Below are 21,467 nucleotides of genomic sequence, written 5' to 3'. Positions count from 1 at the left end.
GTCCAGCCCACTCGGCACGGAACGCGCCCCGGATGCCTGCGTCACCAGGCCCCCGCACCGCCCCACCACAGGCAACGCGCAGCTCCACCCCAGCCGAATCGACGGCGCCCCACGCAGCACCACCCCACCGCTTCGCCGCACAGCAGCTCACCGCACCCCGTTTCCCTCAGCGCACCCTCATCAGCGCACGGCCGGAGGCAACACCGTGAAGGACATCCTGGACGCGATCCAGTCGCAGGCCGCGACGGCCGCCGACTTCGCGGCCCTGCCGCTCCCCGACTCGTACCGCGCGATCACCGTGCACAAGGACGAGACGGAGATGTTCGCCGGGCTCACCACCCGTGAGAAGGACCCCCGCAAGTCCCTGCACCTCGACGAGGTCCCGCTCCCCGAGCTGGGCCCGGGCGAGGCGCTGGTCGCCGTCATGGCGTCCTCGGTCAACTACAACTCCGTGTGGACCTCGATCTTCGAGCCGGTGTCCACCTTCAGCTTCCTGGAGCGCTACGGGCGCCTCTCGGAGCTCACCAAGCGCCACGACCTGCCGTACCACATCATCGGCTCGGACCTCGCGGGCGTCGTCCTGCGCACCGGCCCCGGCGTGAACGCCTGGAAGCCCGGCGACGAGGTCGTCGCGCACTGCCTCTCGGTCGAGCTGGAGTCCTCCGACGGCCACAACGACACGATGCTCGACCCCGAGCAGCGCATCTGGGGCTTCGAGACCAACTTCGGCGGCCTGGCGGAGATCGCACTCGTCAAGTCGAACCAGCTGATGCCCAAGCCCGACCACCTCAGCTGGGAGGAGGCCGCCTCCCCCGGCCTGGTCAACTCCACCGCGTACCGCCAGCTGGTCTCCCGCAACGGCGCCGGCATGAAGCAGGGCGACAACGTCCTGATCTGGGGCGCCAGCGGCGGGCTCGGCTCGTACGCCACCCAGTTCGCGCTGGCCGGCGGCGCCAACCCGATCTGCGTGGTCTCCTCCCCGGAGAAGGCCGACATCTGCCGGGCGATGGGCGCCACCGCGGTCATCGACCGCAACGCCGAGGGCTACAAGTTCTGGAAGGACGAGCACACCCAGGACCCGAAGGAGTGGAAGCGCCTCGGCAAGCGCATCCGCGAGCTCACCGGCGGGGAGGACGTGGACATCGTCTTCGAGCACCCGGGCCGCGAGACCTTCGGCGCCTCGGTCTACGTCACCCGCAAGGGCGGCACGATCGTCACCTGCGCCTCGACCTCGGGCTACAACCACGAGTACGACAACCGGTACCTGTGGATGTCCCTGAAGAAGATCGTCGGCTCGCACTTCGCGAACTACCGCGAGGCCTGGGAGGCCAACCGCCTGGTCGCCAAGGGCAAGATCCACCCCACCCTGTCACGGGTCTACTCCCTGGAGGAGACCGGCCAGGCCGCCTACGACGTCCACCGCAACCTCCACCAGGGCAAGGTCGGCGTGCTCTGCCTGGCCCCCGAGGAAGGCCTCGGCGTCAAGGACCACGAGATGCGCGCGACGCACCTCGACGCGATCAACCGCTTCCGCAACGTCTGAGACCGTTCAAAGGCCAAAGGGACAGCCTGAGATGACAGAGCGCCAGAAGGACCGTCCGTGGCTCATGCGGACGTACGCCGGCCACTCCACGGCCGAGGCGTCCAACGAGCTGTACCGCCGCAACCTCGCCAAGGGCCAGACCGGCCTGTCGGTCGCGTTCGACCTGCCGACGCAGACCGGCTACGACCCCGACCACATCCTCGCCCGCGGCGAGGTCGGCCGGGTCGGGGTCCCCGTCTCCCACCTGGGCGACATGCGGCGGCTGTTCCAGGACATCCCCCTGGAGCAGATGAACACCTCGATGACGATCAACGCCACCGCCATGTGGCTGCTGGCGCTCTACCAGGTGGCCGCCGAGGAGCAGGGCGCGGACATCGCCCAGCTCCAGGGCACCACCCAGAACGACATCGTCAAGGAGTACCTCTCGCGCGGGACGCACGTCTTCCCGCCCGGGCCCTCGCTCCGCCTGACGACGGACATGATCGCGTACACGGTCAACCACATCCCGAAGTGGAACCCGATCAACATCTGCAGCTACCACCTGCAGGAGGCCGGAGCCACCCCCGTCCAGGAGATCTCGTACGCGATGTCCACGGCCATCGCGGTCCTGGACTCGGTGCGCGACTCGGGCCAGGTCCCGCCGGAGCGGTTCGGCGAGGTCGTCGCCCGGATCTCCTTCTTCGTGAACGCGGGCGTCCGCTTCATCGAGGAGATGTGCAAGATGCGCGCCTTCGGCCGCATCTGGGACCAGGTCACCCGCGAGCGCTACGGCATCGAGAACGACAAGCAGCGCCGCTTCCGCTACGGCGTCCAGGTCAACTCCCTGGGCCTGACCGAGGCGCAGCCGGAGAACAACGTCCAGCGGATCGTGCTGGAGATGCTCGCCGTCACCCTCTCCAAGGACGCCCGCGCCCGCGCCGTGCAGCTGCCGGCCTGGAACGAGGCGCTGGGCCTGCCCCGGCCCTGGGACCAGCAGTGGTCGCTGCGCATCCAGCAGGTCCTGGCCCACGAGAGCGACCTGCTGGAGTACGAGGACATCTTCGCCGGCTCGCACGTGATCGAGGCCAAGGTCGAATCCCTGGTGGCCGAGTGCCTGGCCGAGATCGACCGGATCCAGGAGATGGGCGGCGCGATGGCGGCCGTCGAGTCCGGGTACCTCAAGGGCGAGCTGGTCTCCTCGCACGCCGCGCGGCGCGCCCGGATCGAGGACGGCCAGGACAAGATCGTCGGCGTCAACTGCTTCCAGCAGACCGAGGAGAACCCGCTCACCGCCGACCTGGACGGCGCCATCATGACGGTGGACGGCGCCCTGGAGGCGCAGACCGTCGAGCGCATCGGCCTCTGGAAGGCCGAGCGCCAGGAGTCCTCGGACCGGCAGGGCGGCGGCGACCCGTTCGTCTTCCCCACGGTCATGCAGGCCCTGGACCGGCTGAAGGAGGCCGCCGCCGGGGACGAGAACCTGATGGAGGCCACCCTGGAGTGCGCCCGCGCCGGTGTCACCACCGGCGAGTGGTCGAGCGCGCTGCGCGAGGTGTTCGGCGAGTTCCGGGCACCGACCGGAGTCTCCTCGGCCCCGGTGGCCGTGACCGCCGAGGAGGGGACCCCCATGGCCCTCGTCCGCGCGAAGGTCTCCCGTACCGCCGAGGACCTCGGCTCCGGCCGGCTGCGCCTGCTGGTCGGCAAGCCCGGCCTGGACGGGCACTCCAACGGCGCCGAGCAGATCGCCGTACGGGCCCGCGACGCCGGCTTCGAGGTGGTCTACCAGGGCATCCGGCTGACTCCCGAGGAGATTTCCTCGGCGGCCCTGGCCGAGGACGTGCACTGCGTGGGACTGTCCATCCTGTCCGGCTCCCACAGCGCGCTCGTCCCGGACGTTCTGGAACGGCTGCGCGCGGCGGGGGCGGGTGACATCCCCGTCGTACTCGGCGGCATCATTCCGAATGCCGACGCCGTGGCGCTCAAGGAGGCCGGGGTGGCGGCGGTCTTCACCCCAAAGGACTTCGGCATCACGGAGATCATCGGCCGTATCGTCGACGAGATCCGCAAGGCCAACAAGCTCCACCCGCTCGGCGACGCCGACGACACCGCTCTCACAGACATCACCGCAAGCACGGAGGTCCCCGCATGACCACGCCCTCTTCCCCGGTCAACCGGCTGCGGCCGCGCCGCTCCTGCCTGGCGGTGCCGGGTTCCAACCCCCGGTTCCTGGAGAAGGCCCAGGGCCTGCCGGCCGACCAGGTCTTCCTGGACCTGGAGGACGCCTGCGCCCCGCTCGCCAAGGAAGGCGCCCGCCACACCATCGTGGACGCGCTGAACAACGGCGACTGGACCGGCAAGACCCGCGTGGTCCGCGTCAACGACTGGACCACGCACTGGACGTACCGCGACGTCATCACGGTCGTCGAGGGCGCCGGACAGAACCTCGACTGCATCATGCTGCCGAAGGTCCAGGACGCCCAGCAGGTCGTGGCGCTCGACCTCCTGCTGACGCAGATCGAGAAGACGATGGGCTTCGAGGTCGGCAAGATCGGCATCGAGGCGCAGATCGAGAACGCCAAGGGCCTGGTGAACGTCGACGCGATCGCCGCCGCCTCGCCGCGGCTGGAGACCATCATCTTCGGGCCGGCCGACTTCATGGCCTCCATCAACATGAAGTCCCTGGTCGTGGGCATGCAGCCGCCCGGCTACGGCGCGGACGCCTACCACTACATCCTGATGCGGATCCTGATGGCGGCCCGCATGCACGACCTCCAGGCGATCGACGGCCCCTTCCTCCAGATCAAGAACGTCGACGGCTACCGCGAGGTCGCCGGGCGCGCGGCGGCCCTGGGCTTCGACGGCAAGTGGGTGCTGCACCCCGGCCAGGTCGACGCGGCCAACGAGGTCTTCTCCCCCTCCCAGGAGGACTACGACCACGCCGAGCTGATCCTCGACGCGTACGACTGGTGCACCTCCGAAGCGGGCGGCAAGAAGGGCTCGGCGATGCTCGGCGACGAGATGATCGACGAGGCCAGCCGCAAGATGGCCCTGGTCATCTCCGGCAAGGGCCGCGCCGCCGGCATGCAGCGCACCACCAAGTTCGAAATCCCGGAGGCGTAGCACCATGCAGTTCGGACGCACCTACGAAGAGTTCGAGATCGGCGCGGTCTACAAGCACTGGCCCGGAAAGACGGTCACCGAGTACGACGACCACCTCTTCTGCCTGCTGACCATGAACCACCACCCGCTCCACATGGACAGCAACTACGCGGAGAACACGACCGACTTCGGCAAGAACGTCGTCGTGGGCAACTACATCTACTCCCTGCTGCTGGGCATGTCCGTGCCGGACGTCTCCGGCAAGGCGATCGCCAACCTGGAGATCGAGTCGCTGCGCCACGTGGCGCCGACCTTCCACGGCGACACGATCTACGGCGAGACCACGGTCCTCGACAAGACCCCGTCGAAGTCGAAGAACGACCGCGGCATCGTCTACGTGGAGACCAAGGGCTACAAGCAGGACGGCACCCTCGTCTGCGTCTTCCGGCGCAAGGTGATGGTCCCGACCGAGACGTACATCAAGGAGCGCGGCGGCGAGCAGCCCGGCCGCCCCACGCTGAAGGAACAGGGGAAGTAGAACCATGAGCCGACTTGCCCAGACCGCCGGCCTGACGGACGACCAGAGGGACATCCTCAAGACCGTCCGGGAGTTCGTCGACAAGGAGATCATCCCGGTCGCGACCGAGCTGGAGCACCGGGACGAGTACCCGCAAGCGATCGTCGACGGCCTCAAGGAGCTCGGGCTCTTCGGCCTGATGATCCCGGAGGAGTACGGCGGCCTGGGTGAGTCGCTCCTCACCTACGCGCTGTGCGTCGAGGAGATCGCGCGCGGCTGGATGTCCGTCTCGGGCATCATCAACACCCACTTCATCGTGGCGTACATGCTCAAGCAGCACGGCACCCAGGAGCAGAAGGAGTACTTCCTTCCGCGGATGGCGCTGGGCGAGGTGCGCGGCGCGTTCTCGATGTCCGAGCCGGGGCTCGGCTCCGATGTGTCGGCCATCACCTCCAAGGCGGTGAAGGACGGCGACGAGTACGTCCTGAACGGCCAGAAGATGTGGCTGACGAACGGCGGCACGTCCACGCTGGTGGCCGTTCTGGTGCGCAGTGACGAAGGACACCCGGAGGGCACCGCCCCCCACAAGTCGATGACGACCTTCCTCGTGGAGAAGGAGGCCGGCTTCGGTGAGGTCCGGCCCGGCCTGACCATCCCGGGCAAGATCGACAAGATGGGCTACAAGGGCGTCGACACGACCGAGCTCATCATGGACGGACTGCGCATTCCGGCCAATCGGGTCCTGGGCGGGGAGACCGGCCGAGGGTTTTACCAAATGATGGACGGGGTCGAGGTCGGCCGCGTCAACGTGGCGGCCCGTGGTTGCGGCGTCGCACAGCGTGCGTTCGAGCTGGGTGTCTCGTACGCCCAGCAACGTCACACTTTCGGCAAGGCCATCGCCGAGCACCAGGCGATCCAGTTCAAGCTGGCCGAGATGGCTACCAAGGTCGAAGCCGCCCATGCGATGATGGTCAATGCAGCACGCAAAAAGGACTCCGGGGAACGAAACGACCTCGAAGCAGGGATGGCGAAGTACCTCGCCTCCGAGTACTGCAAGGAGGTGGTGGAGGACGCGTTCCGTATCCACGGTGGCTACGGCTTCTCGAAGGAGTACGAGATCGAGCGCCTCTACCGAGAGGCACCCATGCTGCTGATCGGTGAAGGTACCGCCGAGATCCAGAAAATGATCATCGGGCGACGCCTGCTCGAGGAGTACCGGCTCCAGGGCTGAAAGTCCCTTTTGCGGTAAATCATCCAGTGGTTTCCCGCGAAAGAGTCACTAGCAGTCACTGGCTCACGGTCATCGACTCGGCTTCTGGCTTGCCCAGTTGTTGCGTGCAACCGATAGCATTCCAGTAAAGCCGCCGTCCCGTCCCCCCGTTTGCGGCGCGGCATCACCCGCTACGAAGGTCATCCATGCCCCACAGCCAAACCTCTGCACCTCGCGTCGGCCTCCTCGGTGGACGCCTCGCGCGCGGAGCATCGCCGTGGCTTCTGCCGACCGTCGCCACCGCCGCCATCAGCCTCGTCCGGGCCCGCAAGTCCGGACGCTGGGCGGCAGTGGCCGTGCCCACCACCGCGCTCGCGGCGGGCATGCTGTGGTTCTTCCGCGACCCCGAGCGTGAGATCACGCAGGGTCGGGTCATCTCCCCCGCCGACGGTGTGGTGCAGAGCATCATGCCGTGGAAGGACGGGCGGACCCGCGTCGCGATCTTCATGAGCCCTCTGAACGTCCACGTCAACCGTGCGCCCCTCTCGGGCACGGTGACGTCCGTGGAGCACGTTCCCGGCGGATTCGTTCCGGCGTTCAACAAGGAGAGCGAGAACAACGAGCGCGTCGTCTGGCACTTCGACACCGAGCTCGGCGACATCGAGATGGTGCAGATCGCCGGCGCCGTCGCCCGTCGCATCGTCCCGTACCTGCCGGCCGGCACCAAGGTGGAGCAGGGCGAACGCATCGGACTGATCCGCTTCGGCTCGCGCGTCGACATCTACCTCCCCGAGGGCGTCGAGGTCGCGGTCGAGGTCGGACAGGCCACCACCGCGGGGGTGACCCGAATTGACCGTGACTGAACCTGAAACCCCGGCGACGCCGGCGACCGGATGGGTGCCCGAGGCGTCCGAGGAGGAGTCCGCCGAGGACGACATGCCGCTGTCACTGCGGCTGTCGATAGCGGACACCCTCACCCTCGGTAACGCGACGTGCGGATTCATGGCGGTGTACTTCACCACCACCGGAATCCTCATCCCGCACCTCACCGGCAGCGGCGAGTCGGGCATGGCCCGCAGCAGCGCGGCCACGGCCGTGATACTGATGCTGCTCGCCGCGGTCTTCGACCTCTTCGACGGCATCGTTGCGCGCAAGCTGCGCAGCTCGCCGATGGGCGCGGAGCTGGACAACCTGTCCGACCTGATCAGCTTCGGCCTGGCTCCGGCGTACTTCGTGCTCGTCTACGGCATGGTCGCCGATGACGCGGTGCAGAAGATGTCGGCGCTGGCGGCGATCGTCGTCCTGCTGGCCGTCGTCCTGCGCCTCGCGAGATTCAGCTGCGTGGCGATGAAGGACGGCATGTTCCAGGGCATGCCGAGCCCCTTCGGTGCGCTGACGGTCGTCTCCATCGTGCTGCTGGAGCTGCCGTTCATCCCGACCCTGCTGGCGATCGTCGGCGTGGCCTGGCTGATGGTGAGCCGGGTCGAGTACCCCAAGCCGCGGGGTGTCCTCGCGGTGGCGATGCTGAGCTGGATCGTCGCGGCGATGGGCCTGCTGGCCGCGTGGGCGTTCGACGCGCCGGGCGGCGGGCTGCTGCTCCAGACCGGCTGCGCGCTGCAGATCGCTCTGGCGGCGACCATCCCGCTGTTCGCGACGACCCGTCGCGCGAACACGTTCCGCCACAACCGCCGCGAGGCAAGGGCCACCCAGGCCCCGTAACCCCCGCCGCACGCACACAAGGGCCCCCGACCGCCACGAGGCAACCGGGGGCCCTTCTGCATGCCCGGGGGCTCCGCATGCCTGGGGGGCTCTGCAGGGCCGGGGCCCTTCCGCATACCCGGGGGGGGGCTCCGCAGGGCCTGGGCCCTTCCGCATGCCCGGGGGGCATGGCCTGGGCCCTTCCGCATACCCGGGGGGCTCCGCAGGGCCTGGGCCCTTCCGCATGCCCGGGGGGCATGGCCTGGGCCCTTCCGCTTGCCCGGGGGGTCTCGGCACGCCTGGGGCTCCTCCGCATGCCCGCGGCAGGGCGCCGGCACCGCTGCGCGGGGCCGCCTGCACACCTGCGCGGGCTCTGGAGCTCCAGTCGGGCCGCCTGTGCCACTGCGGTGGGGGGCTGGGTCCCCTACCCGCCCTTCCACCGTTCCCCGGGCTCCGCCCGGACCCCTGCCGCGTGCGGCGCCGTACCCCGGGGGCCAGCCCCCGGACCCCCGCGCCTCAAACGCCGGAGGGGCTGAAATTGCCTCGGAGGGGCTGGAATTGCCCTACGGGCAATCCAGCCCACGCCGAGCGAAATCCAGCCTCGCCGGCGTTTGAGGCGCGGGGTCTGGGACGGAGCCCCAGGGGGTCCGGGGCACAGCCCCGGGGAACGGGCGAAGGGCGGGTAGGGGACTCCGCCCCGCGCAACGGCAAGGGTCGCTGCGCTGACGTCGCCCCGCGTAAGCGGCAAGGGGTGCTGCGGGGGCTTCGCCCCGCGTAGCGGCAAGGGGTGCTGCCGAGACTTTGCCCCACGCAGCGGCAAGGGGTGCTGCCGAGACTTTGCCCCACGCAGCGGCAAGGGGTGCTGCCGAGACCTTGCCCCACGCAGCGGCAAGGGGTGCTGCCGAGACTTTGCCCCACGCAGCGGCAAGGGGTGCTGCGGGGGCTTCGCCCCGCGTAGCGGCGCGGCCGGGGGCGGGCTGCGGCGGAGGCGGACAGCCCCGCGCAGCGGTGATCCGGCGCCCGGACCAGAGCTGCGCGCATAGGCTTGGTGTCGGAAAACCGCCAGCCCGGGGCCCGGCCTGCCGGGAGGATGGGAGCCATGTACACCGACACCGAGCGTTGCGTGCGGGCCGTCCAGTCGAAGGACGCCCGCTTCGACGGCTGGTTCTTCACCGCCGTGAGGACCACCGGCATCTACTGCCGTCCCAGCTGCCCCGCCGTACCGCCCAAGGTCGAGAACATGACCTTCCTGCCCAGCGCCGCCGCCTGCCAGCAGGGCGGGTACCGGGCCTGCAAGCGGTGCCGGCCCGACACCTCCCCCGGGTCCCCCGAGTGGAACGCCCGCGCCGACGCCGTCGCCCGCGCCATGCGCCTCATCCAGGACGGGGTGGTCGACCGCGAGGGCGTCCCGGGGCTGGCCACCCGGCTGGGGTACTCCTCCCGCCAGGTGGAGCGCCAGCTGAATGCCGAGCTCGGCGCCGGACCCCTCGCCCTGGCCCGGGCCCAGCGCGCGCAGACCGCCCGGCTGCTGATCGAGACCTCCGCCCTCCCGATGGGCGACATCGCCTTCGCCGCCGGGTTCTCCTCCATCCGGACCTTCAACGACACCGTCCGCGAGGTCTTCGCCCTGGCCCCGAGCGAGCTGCGGGCCAAGGCGGCCGGCCGGGGGGCCGTCCTGGGGGCCGGGTCCGCCCAGGTGCCCGGCACCATCAGCCTGCGGCTCCCCTTCCGCGCCCCGCTCACCCCCGACAACCTCTTCGGCCACCTCGCCGCGACCGCCGTCCCCGGGGTCGAGGAGTGGCGGGCGGGCGCCTACCGCCGCACGCTGCGGCTCCCGTACGGCACCGGGGTCGTCGCCCTCACCCCGCAGCCCGACCACATCGGCTGCCGGCTCGCCCTCACCGACCTGCGCGACCTCACCATCGCCATCAGCCGGTGCCGGCGACTCCTGGACCTCGACGCGGACCCCGAGGCCGTCGACGAGCAGCTGCGCGCCGACCCGCTGCTGGCCCCGCTCGTGGCCAAGTCCCCCGGCCGCCGGGTGCCCCGTACCGTCGACGCGGAGGAGTTCGCCGTACGGGCGGTCCTGGGGCAGCAGGTGTCCACCGCGGCGGCCCGTACGCACGCGGCCCGCCTGGTACGCGCCCTCGGCGAGCCGGTCGCCGACCCCGACCCGGAGGGCGGGCTGACGCACCTGTTCCCGACCCCGCAGGCCCTGGCCGGGCTGGACCCGGAGTCCCTGGCCCTGCCGCGCAGCCGGCGGACCACCTTCACCACGCTCGTCTCGGCCCTGGCCGACGGCTCGCTCCCGCTCGGCATCGACAGCGACTGGGAGGCGGCCCGCGCACGGCTGGGGGCGCTGCCCGGCTTCGGGCCGTGGACCACCGAGATCATCGCGATGCGGGCCCTGGGCGACCCCGACGCCTTCATCCCGGCCGACCTCGGGATCCGGCGGGCCGCGAAAGGCCTCGGCCTGCCCTCCACGCCCGCGGCGCTGACGGCCCGCGCGGCGCGGTGGCGGCCCTGGCGCGCGTACGCCGTGCAGTACCTGTGGGCCACCGAGGACCACGCGATCAACGTCCTGCCCGTCTGACCTCCGAGGAGCACGAACCACCATGAGCAGCAGCACGAGCACCACCACCAAGCAGCACACCGTCGTGGACAGCCCCTACGGGCCGCTCACCCTCGTCGCCGCCGACGGCGTCCTGTGCGGCCTCTACATGACCGGGCAGCGCCACCGTCCGGCCGAGGAGGCCTTCGGGGAGCGCGTCGCGGCCGGTGAGGACCCCTTCCCGGAGGTGGTGCGGCAGCTGACCGCGTACTTCGCCGGGGAGCTCACCGCGTTCGACCTGCCGGTCCGGCTGGAGGGCACCGAGTTCCAGCGCAGCGTGTGGGAGCAGCTCGTACGGATCCCCTACGGGCAGACCTGGTCCTACGGGGAGCTGGCCGCCAAGCTCGGCAAGCCCAACGCCTCGCGCGCGGTGGGGCTGGCCAACGGGAAGAACCCGGTCGGCATCATCGTGCCGTGCCACCGCGTCATCGGGGCGTCCGGCTCCATGACAGGCTACGGCGGCGGCATCGACCGCAAGGTCCGCCTGCTGGCCTTCGAGTCCGGGGCCGAGCAGCTCTAAGTCGTCTAGATCGTCTGGGTCGTCTGGGCCGCCTGGGCCGTCTCCGGGAGCAGGCGGGTCCGCAAGAGGCCGAGCACCTGGTCCAGCGCCGCGCGGGTGGCCTGCCCGGGCTGGTCGACGAGGTGCTCGGTGAGCACGGAGTGCGGTGGCAGCACGGCTTCGGGGTTGGCGTCGTCGTCCTCCAGCTCGACGGCGACGAAGGCGTCACCGAGCTCGCGGCGCAGGAACGCGAAGCGGGCGTCGGGCGTGAGCCGGTCGCTCTTGAAGCGCAGCCCCAGCACCTGCAGGCCCTCGCGCTCGCAGCGTCCCCGGACGGTGGCGAGGTCCTCGGGGGAGATGTCGATGCCGTCCCGTCGGCGGGCGGTGATGCCCAGGGGGAGGGACGGCTGCGACAGGACGGGCACGAGGAGGTGCTCGTCGACGGCCATGGCGAGGGCGAAGCCGCCGGTCAGGCACATGCCGACGGCGCCCACGCCCGGGCCGCCGCAGCGCTGGTGTTCGTACGCGGACAGCGCGCGCAGCCAGCTCACGACGGGCGAACTCCGGCCGGTCGCCAGAACGGTGAACTCCCGGCTCACGCACACGTTCCAGCAGGTGGACGCGGTGTACAGCGCGCCCCGCAACAGGCCGTGGGCCGTGGGGTGGGGGTCGCGGCCGGGCGTGCCGAACAGCACCGGGAGCACGGCGGTGCAGCCCAGCACGGCCACCCGCTCGGCGAACTCCAGCACCTTCGGGGTGATCCCGGGAATCTCCGCGATCACGATCACCGCGGGCCCGCTGCCGCGGCGCAGGACGGGACGGGTGATGCCCCCGTGGGTGAACGCGTCGCGCTCGAAGCCCGACAGGTCATGGTCCGCCATGGACGACCGCCTCACTCATCGACCGTGGCGCACGCGAGGGACGACGCACGGCACCACCCTTCCGCTGACGGGAGGGACCGTACAACACCCGGACGGGGCAGGCCTACCCCGGAGTAACCAGCGGGCACCGGGACCGCGCATCCGCTTCCTTCCTGCCCGCCTACTGCCTGAGCGGCCGGCCGCGTACCCACCACCAGGCCGCCCGCGAGGTGCACGTCAGCCGTGCCACGTACTTCCGCCGCCTGAGGAGGGGGGGCTGGCGCTGCTGGCGGACCGGCGGCCGCTGCTGCTGCCGCTGCCGCTGCCGCTGCCGCTGCCGCTGCCGCTGCCGCTGCAGCAGTAGGCCGTACGGCCAGGCAAGATCCGAACGAGACGGCCTAGATGATCACCAGCGGGACCAGCAGCGCGAAGGCCGCGCCGGCCTCGACCGCGTATCCGTACAGCGACGGGTGCTGGACGGGGGCCGCGAGCAGGACCACGCTCTGCTGGGCGGCGGCCGCCCCCACCCATTCGGCGTCGGCGCCGAGGCCGCCCTGGTACCAGCCCTCGCAGGAGCCGGGGCCGGTGACGGCGAGGACGTCGTCCTCGCGGCGGTAGAAGGCCTGCCAGCCCTCGGCCGGCACGGACCAGGCCTCGAAGTCGGTGAACTGGGCCCAGCCGCCGTCACGGATCGCGCTGTCGAACATCCAGACCGGCACCCCGTCGGGGGTGACCTCGCCGCTCTCCTGCTGGTCGGTGGTGAAGTGGACCATGGGCAGGGCGTCGGGCCCGTCGGCGGTACTGGGCCAGGCGTACATCGTGATCATCTGCTGAATTCTGTCCTGCTCGGTGTAGGCACGGAATAACGAGCGGAAGGGCCGCGGAAAGGGCTACGAGGCCTGCGGCCGGCGCCCGTTCTCCAGCTCCACGGTGCCCTCGCCGGTCCCCAGGACCCGGCATGCCTCCACGGTGCGCAGGCCCAGGGATCCGAGCAGATGGTCCGTCAGCTCGGCCGGGTCCACCAGGCGCCACGAGATCAGCTCCTCCTCCTGGAGCTTGATGGAGGCGAGCTGAGCGGCATCGAGCACGCCGCCGTCGTAGAGGTAGGCGACGAGCGGGGGCCGGCCCGCGCCGAGCGACCAGTCGACGGCGAGCAGCCGGCCGAGCGGTACGTCGATGCCGATCTCCTCGGCGCTCTCCCGGCGGGCGGCCGTACGCGGGGACTCCCCCGTGTCCGACTCGATGGTGCCGCCCGGCAGGGCCCAGCCCTCCCGGTAGTTGGGCTCGACGAGGAGCACCCGCCCCTGTTCGTCCCGGAAGAGCGCGGCCGCGCCGGCCAGCACCCGGGGCAGGCTCGCGATGTAGGTGGCGAAGTCATCCGTGGTGGTCACGCCGCCACCCTACCCAGCCGCCCCGGGCCGCGGTGATCACGCTTCCGGGGTGGACCCTCGGCCGCTTCCACTGCCGGCGGCGCCGCCGGTGCCGTCCTCCCGGTCGCGGTTCCTCGACTCCGCGACGCGGCGCAGGCGGGGGTGGCGGGCCGGGCCCTGTTCGGTGATGGCGTCGCCGACCATGGCCTTGACCGCGTCCCGCAGTCCGTGCAGGGCGTGGTGGCGGACAGGGCCCGCGCCGGGGTCCTCCCGCAGCTCCTTCACCAGGGCCCAGCACAGGAGCAGCATCACGACCACGAACGGCAGAGCGACCAGGATGGTGGCCGTCTGGAGGGACTTCAGGCCGCCCGCGACGAGGAGTACGGCGGCCACTGAGGCCATCAGCACGCCCCAGGTGACCACGAGCCAGGTCGGCGGGTGCAGGGAGCCGCGGCTGGTGAGCGAGCCCATGACGAGGGAGGCGGAGTCGGCGCTGGTGACGAAGTACGTCATCACCAGGAGCATCGCGATCCACGAGGTGAGCGTGCCGAGCGGGAGCGCGTCGAGCATCGCGAAGAGCGAGGCCTCGGTGCCCTCCTTGGCCTTGGCGGCCATGTCGGCGACGCCGGTGGAGTCGAGGCGGATCGCGGTGCCGCCCATGACGCAGAACCAGACGACGGTGGCGCCGCTGGGCACCAGGAGCACGCCGACGAGGAACTCGCGGATGGTGCGGCCGCGCGAGATGCGGGCGATGAAGGTGCCGACGAAGGGCGCCCAGGAGAGCCACCAAGCCCAGTAGAAGATCGTCCACGCGCCGAGCCACTCGCTGTCGGTGAAGGCGCCCGTGCGGGTGGCCATCGGGAGCAGTTCGTGCAGGTAGCTGCCGACGCTCGCCGGGATCACGTCGAGGATGTAGACGGTCGGGCCGAGCACGAAGACGAAGGTCATCAGGGCCGCGGCGAGCACGATGTTGATCGTGCTGAGCCATTTGACGCCCTTGTGCAGGCCGGAGAAGGCGGAGAGCACGAAGGCGGCGGACAGGGATCCGATGATGATCAGCTCGACCGTGGTCGAGTCCTCGATCCCCGTCGTGATGTTGAGCCCCTTGGCGACCTGGAGGGCGCCGAGGCCGAGGCTGGTGGCGGTGCCGAAGACGGTCGCGAAGACGGCGAGCAGGTCGATGGCCTTGCCGGGCCGGCCGTTGGCCCGCTCCTCGCCCATGAGGGGGACGAAGGCGGAGCTGAGGCGGTTGCCGCGGCCCTTGCGGAAGGTCGCGTAGGCGAGGGCGAGGCCGGCGATGCCGTAGATCGCCCAGGGGGTGAGGGTCCAGTGGAAGAAGGAGTAGTCGAGCGAGGCGCGGGCGGCGTCGCCGGTGCCGGGGGCCGCGCCGGAGGCCGGGGGCGGGTTCAGGTAGTGGGTGAGCGGCTCGCCCACCCCGTAGAACATGAGCCCGATTCCCATGCCCGCGCTGAACATCATCGCGATCCACGCGAGGTTGGTGAACTCGGGCTCCGAGTCGTCCTTGCCGAGGCGGATCCGGCCGAAGCGGCTGATCGCGAGCACGACGCACATGACGAGGAACACATCGGCGGCGATCACGAAGAGCCACGCGAAGTTGCTCAGCACCCAGGCCAGCGCGCTGCTCGACGCCGAGTCGAAGGAACTCTTCCCGAGGGCCGCCCAGGCGACCACGGCCAGGACCGAGATCACTCCGATGATGACGACCGTACGGTCGGGCGTGCCGTCGGCGCCGCCGGCGCCGTCGACGGGGCCCGCCGACCCGCCACCTGGGGAATCCGGACGTGGCTGTTCCAGTGAATCCGTGCTCATGCGGCCACACTATGCAGGCGTATATCCGTATTTAGGGGCATGCCGCGCCGGGTGTGGCCCAGGCCACGCATGGGCATAGGAGGATCCTCCGGATAGGCTCATGGACGGCGCGACTGCACTGTTCGATAGCAAGGGATTAGCAAGGTGACGGACGGAGCAGTAACTGAGACCGCGCGCGTGCTCATCGCCGCGGACAAATTCAAGGGCTCGCTCACGGCCGTTCAGGTCGCGGAGCGGGTGACGGCCGGCCTTCGCAAGGCCGTACCGGGCGTGGAGATCGAGACCCTCCCCGTCGCGGACGGCGGCGACGGTACGGTCGCGGCCGCTGTGGCGGCCGGTTTCGAACGCCGGGAGGTACGGGTCACCGGACCGCTCGGTGACCAGGTCACGGCCGCTTTCGCCCTGCGCGAGGGCACCGCGGTGGTCGAGATGGCAGAGGCCTCCGGGCTCCAGCTGCTGCCGGCGGGTGTCTTCGCCCCGCTGACGGCGACCACCTACGGCTCCGGCGAACTGCTGAAGGCCGCACTCGACGCGGGAGCGCGCTCGATCGTCTTCGGTGTGGGCGGCAGCGCCACCACCGACGGCGGCGCGGGCATGCTGGCCGCGCTGGGCGCGGTGTTCCTGGATGCGAACGGTGAACCCGTCGGTCCGGGCGGCGGCGCGCTGGCCGGGCTGGCCTCGGCCGACCTGTCGGGCGTCGACCCCCGCATCAAGCAGATCGACTTCGTCCTGGCGAGCGACGTGGACAACCCGCTGACGGGTCCGAAGGGCGCTCCGGCGGTCTACGGCCCGCAGAAGGGGGCGTCGCCCGAGGACGTGGCGACGCTGGACGCGGCGCTGGCGCACTTCGCGGTGGTCCTGGAGAAGTCGATCGGCTCCCTGGCCGCCGAGGCGGCCCTTTCGCCCGGCGCGGGCGGAGCGGGCGGCATCGGCTACGGGGCGCTGCTGCTCGGCGCCTCGTTCCGTCCCGGCATCGAGCTGATGCTCGAGGTGCTCGGCTTCGCGCCGGCGCTGGAGCGGGCCACGCTGGTCATCACCGGTGAGGGTTCGCTGGACGAACAGACCCTCCACGGCAAGGCTCCGGCCGGTGTCGCGGCGGCGGCCCGTGCGGCGGGCAAGCCGGTCGTCGCGGTCTGCGGCCGTCTGCTGCTCTCGCAGGAGGCCCTTCAGGCGGCCGGGATCCAGCGGGCCTACCCGCTCACGGACCTCGAGCCCGACCCCGCGGTCAGCATCCCGAACGCGGGGCCGCTGCTGGAGCGGGTGGCGGAGAACATCGCGGCCGACGTCCTCTGACGAGGCGTCCGCCCCGTCCGGCGGCCCGGATCCCCTTCGGGGGGTCCGGGCCGCCGGCGTGTGCGGGGCCCGGCCTCGCCCCGACTGGCCGGCTCGGCCGAGGCCCGGGGGGATGTCCCCAACCCGCCCGCCCTTCCACCATCCCCCAGACTCCGTCCGGGGGGACCCCCAGCCGGGCTGCGCCCGGACCCCCCCTGGGGCTCCGCCCCAGACCCCGGTCCTCAAACGCCGGACGGCTTGAAAGACTCAACGCCGGACGGGCTGGAATTGCAGTGCCCGGTCCGGAAGTGCGCTACGCCTTGACCGCCGCGAGGAGTTGGGTGGTGGTGACGATCCGGGCGAAGTCGCCGCCCTGGAGGTTGACCGCGGTGGCGGTGGCGAGCTGGTCGGCCGTCAGGCGGGGTGCGTCCGGGCCGGGTCCGGCGGCCAGGTCGAAGGTGTGCGTGGCGTCGAGCGGCACGAGGACCTCGTAGCCCAGGTTCCCGGCCATCCGGGCCGTGGTCTCGACGCACATGTTCGTCTGGATGCCGGCGACGACGAGCTGTCCGATGCCCTGGGCGGTGAGCCAGTCGGCGAGGTCCGGGGCGCCGCAGAAGGAGGAGTTCACGGACTTGGTGACGTGCAGGGCGGCCCCGCCGGCCCGCTCGGCGACGAAGTCCTTGAAGGCGTACCCGGGCTGGTCCGGCGCGAGGACCGAGCCTGCGGTGCGGGAAGCGTGCTGCACGAGCACGACCGGGCGGCCCGTCTCCTGCCAGGCGTCCATCAGTGCGGCGATGTTCCCCTCGGCGGCCGGGTTGTTGCGCGGCCCCCAGAAGTCGGTTTCGTCGAAGCCCTGTTGGACGTCGATGACCAGAAGGCCGCTGTTGGCGGCGACCTCGATGCCGGTCGTGGTCGTGGTCGTCATCGTGGTCTCGGTCTCGTTCGTCATGGCTTCATCCTGGGCGCCCCCTCGCCCTCGGACCAGTACCTCCCGGCCCACGAACCGATGGGATCCTGCCACCGTGGCAGCCGCGGCCCCGTCGCGGTCCGGAGTCCGGCTCCGCCGCAGGTCGGGGCCCTCCCGGCGCCATCTGCCGGGGGCTCGCCCCTCCCCTTCGGCCGGGCCTCCGTGGCAGACTCACGGCCATGCACCGCGTCGCGATCGTCGCCCAGCCCGGCATCCGCGCTTTCGACCTGGCCGTCATCACCGAGGTCTGGGGGCCCGACCGCGGCCATCTCGGGGTACCGGCCTTCGAGCTGCGACGGTGCGCCCTCGACGCCGGCCCGATCCCGCTCCCCGGCGGGCTGTCCCTGGCCCCCGACCGCGGGCTCGACTGGCTCCCCGGCGCCGACCTCGTCGTGGTCCCCGCGCTGGAGCGGCCCGGTGACCGGACGCCCGAGCCGGTCCTCGCCGCCCTGCGGGACGTCCATGCCCGGGGCATCCCGGTGGCCGCCCTGTGCGCCGGCGCCTTCATCCTCGCCGAGGCCGGGCTGCTGGCGGGCCGCCGGGCCGTGACCCACTGGTCACTGGCCCCGGCGCTGGCCGGCCGGTATCCCGCCGTGCGCGTCGAGGAGGCCCCGCTCTACGTCGGGGACGAAGGGCTGTGGACCTCCGCCGGGGTCGCCTCCGGCATCGACCTCTGCCTGCACCTGGTCCGCGAGGCCCACGGCTCCGAGGCGGCCGCCGCCATCGCGCGTTCGATGGTGACCGGCCCCTTCCGGACCGGCGAGCACGCCCAGTACCTGGACCGCCCGACCCCGCTCGCCGACCGGACCGCCGAGGCGCTGGCCCTCGTACGGGAGCGGGCGCTCGGGCGGCTGCACGAGGCGCTGGACGTGGCCACCCTGGCCCGGTGGGCCGGGATGTCGCCGCGTTCCTTCGCCCGGCACTTCGCCGCCGCCACCGGCACCACCCCGCACAAATGGCTCCTGGGCCACCGTCTGGACGAAGCCCGCAAACTGCTGGAGCGCACCGATCATCCGGTCACCGAGGTGGCCCGGAGGGCTGGATTCGCCAGCGAGGTCACCTTCCGCCAGCACTTCACCTCGTACGTCGGCACGAGCCCCCGGGCCTACCGTGCGGCCGCTACCGCACCAGGACGCCCGGGACCTCCCCCAAACCCCGTCGACAGTGTTAGAAATGGCTCATGACCGGACGTTTTGGCCTAGCCAGGGGCTCTGAAGGAGCGCCCGAGGACAGGCCCCCGCCCGGAGACGGGTCCCCACCCGGAACCGGGCCCGGACGCTCCCGGCTGTTCGCGCACCTCTCGCTCGGCGCCCGCAGCGTCGCCGGCCAGGTCTTCGCCCTCCAGGCCGTCCTCGTGCTGGTGCTGATCACGGCCGCCGCCACGGCCCTGTTCTTCCAGGCCCGGTACGACAGCCAGCGCGACGCCCGCAACCGCTCCCTCGCCGCCGCCGAGGCCTTCGCGCACGCCCCCGGACTCCCGGCGGCCCTGGGGTCCCCCGATCCCACCGCCGTGCTCCAGCCGCTGGCCGAGGGCGCCCGCCGGGCCTCGGGCGTCGATTTCATCGCCGTCATGACCACCGACGGGGTCCGGTACACCGACTCCCGCCCCGAGCTGATCGGCCGGCGCGCCACCGGCGACCTCTCGCGCGCCGCCGCCGGACAGGCCTTCACCGAGACGTTCGAGGGCCAGCCGAGCGACGTGGTCCGCGCCGTGGCCCCCGTACGGGACTCCGCGGGGGCGGTGGTCGGCCTGGTCGCCACCGGCATCGAGGTCGAGAACGTCGGCGACGGGGTCGAGGGCCAGCTGCCCCTGCTCCTCGGCGCGGCCACCGGCGCCCTGCTCCTCGGCACCGGCGGCGCGGCCCTCGTCAGCCGCCGGCTGCGGCGTCAGACCCGGGGCCTCGGCGAGGCCGAGATGACCCGGATGAACGAACACCACGAAGCGGTTCTGCACGCCGTCCGCGAGGGCGTCCTGATCATCGACGCCGAAGGCCGGCTGCTGCTGGCCAACGACGAGGCCCGCCGCCTCCTGGACCTGCCCGCCGACGCGGAGCTGCGGCACGTGGGCGAGCTCGGCCTCGATCCGCCCACGGCCGCGCTGCTGGCCTCCGGGCGGGCCGCCACCGACGAGGTGCACCGGGCGGGCGACCGGCTCCTCGCCGTGAACGTACGCCCGACCAAGCCCCACGGGGGCCGCCCGTCCGGCACGGTGACCACCCTGCGCGACTCCACCGAGCTCGCCGCGCTCTCCGGCCGGGCCGCGGTCGCCCGCGACCGCCTCCAGCTGCTCTACGACGCCGGCGTGCGCATCGGGACCACCCTGGACGTGGTGCGCACCGCCGAGGAGCTCTCCGAGGTCGCGGTCCCGCGGTTCGCGGACTTCGTCACGGTCGAGCTGCTGGAGCCTGTGCTGCGCGGCGAGGAGCCCGGCGGCGGGGCGCACACCGAGATGCGCCGGGCCGCCATCAGCGGGATCCGCGTCGATTCCCCGCTGCAGCCGGTGGGCGACGTCATCCGCTTCGTGGTGCCGACCGCGCCGATGTCGGCGGCCCTGGAGGCCGGGCGGGCGGTCCTCGCGGCCGATCTGAACTGCGCCTTCGGCTGGCGGGCCCAGGACCACGACGGCACCCGGTTGGCCCTGGACTACGGGCTGCACTCGCTGATCTCCGTACCGCTCCAGGCCCGCGGGGTGGTCCTCGGCATGGCCAACTTCTGGCGGGCCGACACCCCCGAGGCCTTCGACGAGGAGGACCTGTCCTTCGCCGAGGAGCTGGCGGCGCGGGCCGCGGTCTCCATCGACAACGCCCGGCGCTTCACGCGCGAGCACGCGGTGGCGGTGACCCTCCAGCGCAGCCTGCTGCCGCGGGTGCTGCCCGATGTGAGCGCCGTGGACGTCGCCTTCCGGTACCTGCCCGCGAAGGCGGGGGTCGGCGGGGACTGGTTCGACGTGATCCCGCTGGCCGGGGCCCGGGTCGCGCTGGTCGTCGGCGACGTGGTGGGGCACGGGGTGCACGCCGCCGCCACCATGGGGCGGCTGAGGACCGCGGTGCACAACTTCTCCACGCTCGACATGCCGCCCGACGAGCTGCTGGGCCACCTCGACGAGCTGATCGACCGGATCGACCAGGACGAGTCCTCGGCCGACGAGGGCTCCGGGGAGGGCGAGTCCTCCGGCGTCACCGGCGCCACCTGCCTCTACGCCGTGTACGACCCGGTGTCCGGCCACTGCGCCATGGCCAGCGCCGGCCACCCCGGCCCGGCGCTGGTCGGGCCCGACGGCGAGGTGGAGTACCCCGAGCTGCCGATCGGTCTGCCGCTCGGCGTCGGCGGGATGCCCTTCGAGGCGGTGGAGCTGCAGCTGCCGGAGGCGAGCCGGCTCGTGCTGTTCACCGACGGGCTGCTGGAGGACCGCGACCGGGACTTCGACACCGGTCTCGCGCTGCTGACCGAGGCCCTGTCCCGGCCGGGCCGCAGCCCCGACCAGGCCTGTTCCGACGTACTGGCCTCACTGCTGTTCCCGGCGCCGAGCGATGACATCGCCCTGCTCATCGCCGACACCCGGCGGCTCCCGGCCGAGCAGATCGCGGAGTGGGAGGTGCTCCCGGACCCCTCGGACGTGTCCCGGGTCCGCCGCGCGGGTTCCGCGCAGCTCACCGCGTGGGGCCTGGGGGACGTCACCTTCACCGCCGAGCTCATCCTCAGCGAGCTGATCACCAACGCCATCCGCTACGGGACCCCGCCGATCCGGGTCCGGCTGCTCCGCGACCGCACCCTGATCTGCGAGGTCTCCGACGGCAGCAGCACCTCACCGCATCTGCGCTACGCGGCCACGACCGACGAGGGCGGGCGCGGCCTGTTCCTCGTGGCCCAGTACGCGGAGCGCTGGGGCACCCGCTACACGGACCGCGGCAAGGTGATCTGGGCGGAACTCCCCCTGACGGGCGCGCCGGAGCCGGCGCCCCCGGCCGTCGTGGACCTGGATGCCCTGGAGGACCTGGCCTGGTAGCGGGAC

Annotated in this window: 17 protein-coding genes; 12 read left to right on the top strand and 5 right to left on the bottom strand. The window is 71.8% G+C overall.

The window, feature by feature from the left end; translation table 11 throughout:
• Positions 1-205 precede the first annotated feature (205 nt).
• The 9 genes from ccrA (at position 206) to AC3IYI_RS32635 (ending at position 11,177) form a co-directional block, all read left to right on the top strand.
• Positions 206-1,543: a crotonyl-CoA carboxylase/reductase gene (gene ccrA / locus AC3IYI_RS32675; RefSeq protein WP_489407053.1), complete on the top strand. Its 1,338-nt coding sequence runs from the start codon at positions 206-208 to the stop codon at positions 1,541-1,543.
• Between the two features lie 31 nt (positions 1,544-1,574).
• Entirely contained in the window at positions 1,575-3,671 is a 2,097-nt protein-coding gene (locus AC3IYI_RS32670) for a protein meaA (protein WP_489407052.1), read from the top strand.
• Positions 3,668-4,642 carry an HpcH/HpaI aldolase/citrate lyase family protein gene (locus AC3IYI_RS32665; protein WP_266903377.1) on the top strand — a complete coding sequence of 325 codons (975 nt, stop codon included), beginning with the start codon at positions 3,668-3,670 and terminating at the stop codon, positions 4,640-4,642. Before AC3IYI_RS32670 ends, AC3IYI_RS32665 begins: the two co-directional genes overlap by 4 nt.
• Before the next feature lie 4 nt (positions 4,643-4,646).
• Positions 4,647-5,159, top strand: coding sequence for a MaoC family dehydratase (locus AC3IYI_RS32660; RefSeq protein WP_053681718.1), 513 nt, complete (start codon positions 4,647-4,649; stop codon positions 5,157-5,159).
• A 4-nt stretch (positions 5,160-5,163) separates the two neighbouring features.
• Positions 5,164-6,369 carry an acyl-CoA dehydrogenase family protein gene (locus tag AC3IYI_RS32655; protein ID WP_243341650.1) on the top strand — a complete coding sequence of 402 codons (1,206 nt, stop codon included), beginning with the start codon at positions 5,164-5,166 and terminating at the stop codon, positions 6,367-6,369.
• Between the two features lie 185 nt (positions 6,370-6,554).
• On the top strand, positions 6,555-7,211 hold the full coding sequence (locus tag AC3IYI_RS32650; RefSeq protein WP_489407051.1) for a phosphatidylserine decarboxylase: 657 nt from the start codon (positions 6,555-6,557) through the stop codon (positions 7,209-7,211).
• 34 nt (positions 7,212-7,245) lie between these two features.
• Positions 7,246-8,067, top strand: coding sequence for a CDP-diacylglycerol--serine O-phosphatidyltransferase (pssA, locus tag AC3IYI_RS32645; protein WP_243341691.1), 822 nt, complete (start codon positions 7,246-7,248; stop codon positions 8,065-8,067).
• A 1,078-nt stretch (positions 8,068-9,145) separates the two neighbouring features.
• Entirely contained in the window at positions 9,146-10,639 is a 1,494-nt protein-coding gene (locus tag AC3IYI_RS32640) for an AlkA N-terminal domain-containing protein (protein ID WP_489407050.1), read from the top strand.
• 22 nt (positions 10,640-10,661) lie between these two features.
• Positions 10,662-11,177: a methylated-DNA--[protein]-cysteine S-methyltransferase gene (locus AC3IYI_RS32635; protein ID WP_489407049.1), complete on the top strand. Its 516-nt coding sequence runs from the start codon at positions 10,662-10,664 to the stop codon at positions 11,175-11,177.
• A 5-nt stretch (positions 11,178-11,182) separates the two neighbouring features.
• On the opposite strand, the gene AC3IYI_RS32630 is transcribed toward AC3IYI_RS32635, so the two are convergent.
• The 4 genes from AC3IYI_RS32630 to AC3IYI_RS32615 all read right to left on the bottom strand — a co-directional run bounded on the left by AC3IYI_RS32630 (position 11,183) and on the right by AC3IYI_RS32615 (position 15,216).
• Entirely contained in the window at positions 11,183-12,037 is an 855-nt protein-coding gene (locus AC3IYI_RS32630; protein WP_489407048.1) for a dienelactone hydrolase family protein, read from the bottom strand.
• A gap of 377 nt (positions 12,038-12,414) precedes the next feature.
• Positions 12,415-12,843, bottom strand: coding sequence for a hypothetical protein (locus AC3IYI_RS32625; protein ID WP_489407047.1), 429 nt, complete (start codon positions 12,841-12,843; stop codon positions 12,415-12,417).
• Positions 12,844-12,906: 63 nt separating this feature from the next.
• Entirely contained in the window at positions 12,907-13,407 is a 501-nt protein-coding gene (locus AC3IYI_RS32620; RefSeq protein ID WP_489407046.1) for an NUDIX domain-containing protein, read from the bottom strand.
• A 36-nt stretch (positions 13,408-13,443) separates the two neighbouring features.
• On the bottom strand, positions 13,444-15,216 hold the full coding sequence (locus AC3IYI_RS32615) for a BCCT family transporter (protein WP_489407045.1): 1,773 nt from the start codon (positions 15,214-15,216) through the stop codon (positions 13,444-13,446).
• Positions 15,217-15,360: 144 nt separating this feature from the next.
• Between AC3IYI_RS32615 and AC3IYI_RS32610 the strand changes: the two genes are divergently transcribed.
• Positions 15,361-16,509: a glycerate kinase gene (locus tag AC3IYI_RS32610; RefSeq protein ID WP_489407044.1), complete on the top strand. Its 1,149-nt coding sequence runs from the start codon at positions 15,361-15,363 to the stop codon at positions 16,507-16,509.
• 292 nt (positions 16,510-16,801) lie between these two features.
• Here the strand turns inward: AC3IYI_RS32610 and AC3IYI_RS32605 are convergent, their stop codons facing one another.
• Entirely contained in the window at positions 16,802-17,437 is a 636-nt protein-coding gene (locus AC3IYI_RS32605) for a cysteine hydrolase family protein (RefSeq protein ID WP_489407043.1), read from the bottom strand.
• A 197-nt stretch (positions 17,438-17,634) separates the two neighbouring features.
• On the opposite strand from AC3IYI_RS32605, the gene AC3IYI_RS32600 reads away from it, so the two are divergent.
• Positions 17,635-18,639 (top strand): GlxA family transcriptional regulator, encoded by a 1,005-nt coding sequence (locus AC3IYI_RS32600; protein ID WP_489407042.1) that lies wholly within the window; start codon positions 17,635-17,637, stop codon positions 18,637-18,639.
• A complete protein-coding gene (locus tag AC3IYI_RS32595) occupies positions 18,636-21,461 on the top strand; it encodes a SpoIIE family protein phosphatase (RefSeq protein WP_489407041.1) in 2,826 nt (941 codons plus the stop codon). The genes AC3IYI_RS32600 and AC3IYI_RS32595 overlap by 4 nt, the downstream gene beginning before the upstream one ends.
• Positions 21,462-21,467: the final 6 nt, after the last annotated feature.

Source organism: Streptomyces sp. GL_148 (assembly GCF_057834205.1).
Note: the sequence above shows the minus strand (reverse complement) of the source record. Positions and strands in the feature narration are given on the sequence as shown.

What these genes read in the sequence shown, in the direction of transcription:
- AC3IYI_RS32670 (WP_489407052.1), top strand. Translation starts at nt 1,575, where the DNA reads ATGACAGAGCGCCAGAAGGACCGTCCGTGGCTCATGCGGACGTACGCC.
- AC3IYI_RS32665 (WP_266903377.1), top strand. Translation starts at nt 3,668, where the DNA reads ATGACCACGCCCTCTTCCCCGGTCAACCGGCTGCGGCCGCGCCGCTCC.
- AC3IYI_RS32660 (WP_053681718.1), top strand. Translation starts at nt 4,647, where the DNA reads ATGCAGTTCGGACGCACCTACGAAGAGTTCGAGATCGGCGCGGTCTAC.
- AC3IYI_RS32655 (WP_243341650.1), top strand. Translation starts at nt 5,164, where the DNA reads ATGAGCCGACTTGCCCAGACCGCCGGCCTGACGGACGACCAGAGGGAC.
- AC3IYI_RS32650 (WP_489407051.1), top strand. Translation starts at nt 6,555, where the DNA reads ATGCCCCACAGCCAAACCTCTGCACCTCGCGTCGGCCTCCTCGGTGGA.
- AC3IYI_RS32640 (WP_489407050.1), top strand. Translation starts at nt 9,146, where the DNA reads ATGTACACCGACACCGAGCGTTGCGTGCGGGCCGTCCAGTCGAAGGAC.
- AC3IYI_RS32635 (WP_489407049.1), top strand. Translation starts at nt 10,662, where the DNA reads ATGAGCAGCAGCACGAGCACCACCACCAAGCAGCACACCGTCGTGGAC.
- AC3IYI_RS32630 (WP_489407048.1), bottom strand. Translation starts at nt 12,037, where the DNA reads ATGGCGGACCATGACCTGTCGGGCTTCGAGCGCGACGCGTTCACCCAC.
- AC3IYI_RS32625 (WP_489407047.1), bottom strand. Translation starts at nt 12,843, where the DNA reads ATGATCACGATGTACGCCTGGCCCAGTACCGCCGACGGGCCCGACGCC.
- AC3IYI_RS32615 (WP_489407045.1), bottom strand. Translation starts at nt 15,216, where the DNA reads ATGAGCACGGATTCACTGGAACAGCCACGTCCGGATTCCCCAGGTGGC.
- AC3IYI_RS32605 (WP_489407043.1), bottom strand. Translation starts at nt 17,437, where the DNA reads ATGACGAACGAGACCGAGACCACGATGACGACCACGACCACGACCGGC.
- AC3IYI_RS32600 (WP_489407042.1), top strand. Translation starts at nt 17,635, where the DNA reads ATGCACCGCGTCGCGATCGTCGCCCAGCCCGGCATCCGCGCTTTCGAC.
- AC3IYI_RS32595 (WP_489407041.1), top strand. Translation starts at nt 18,636, where the DNA reads ATGACCGGACGTTTTGGCCTAGCCAGGGGCTCTGAAGGAGCGCCCGAG.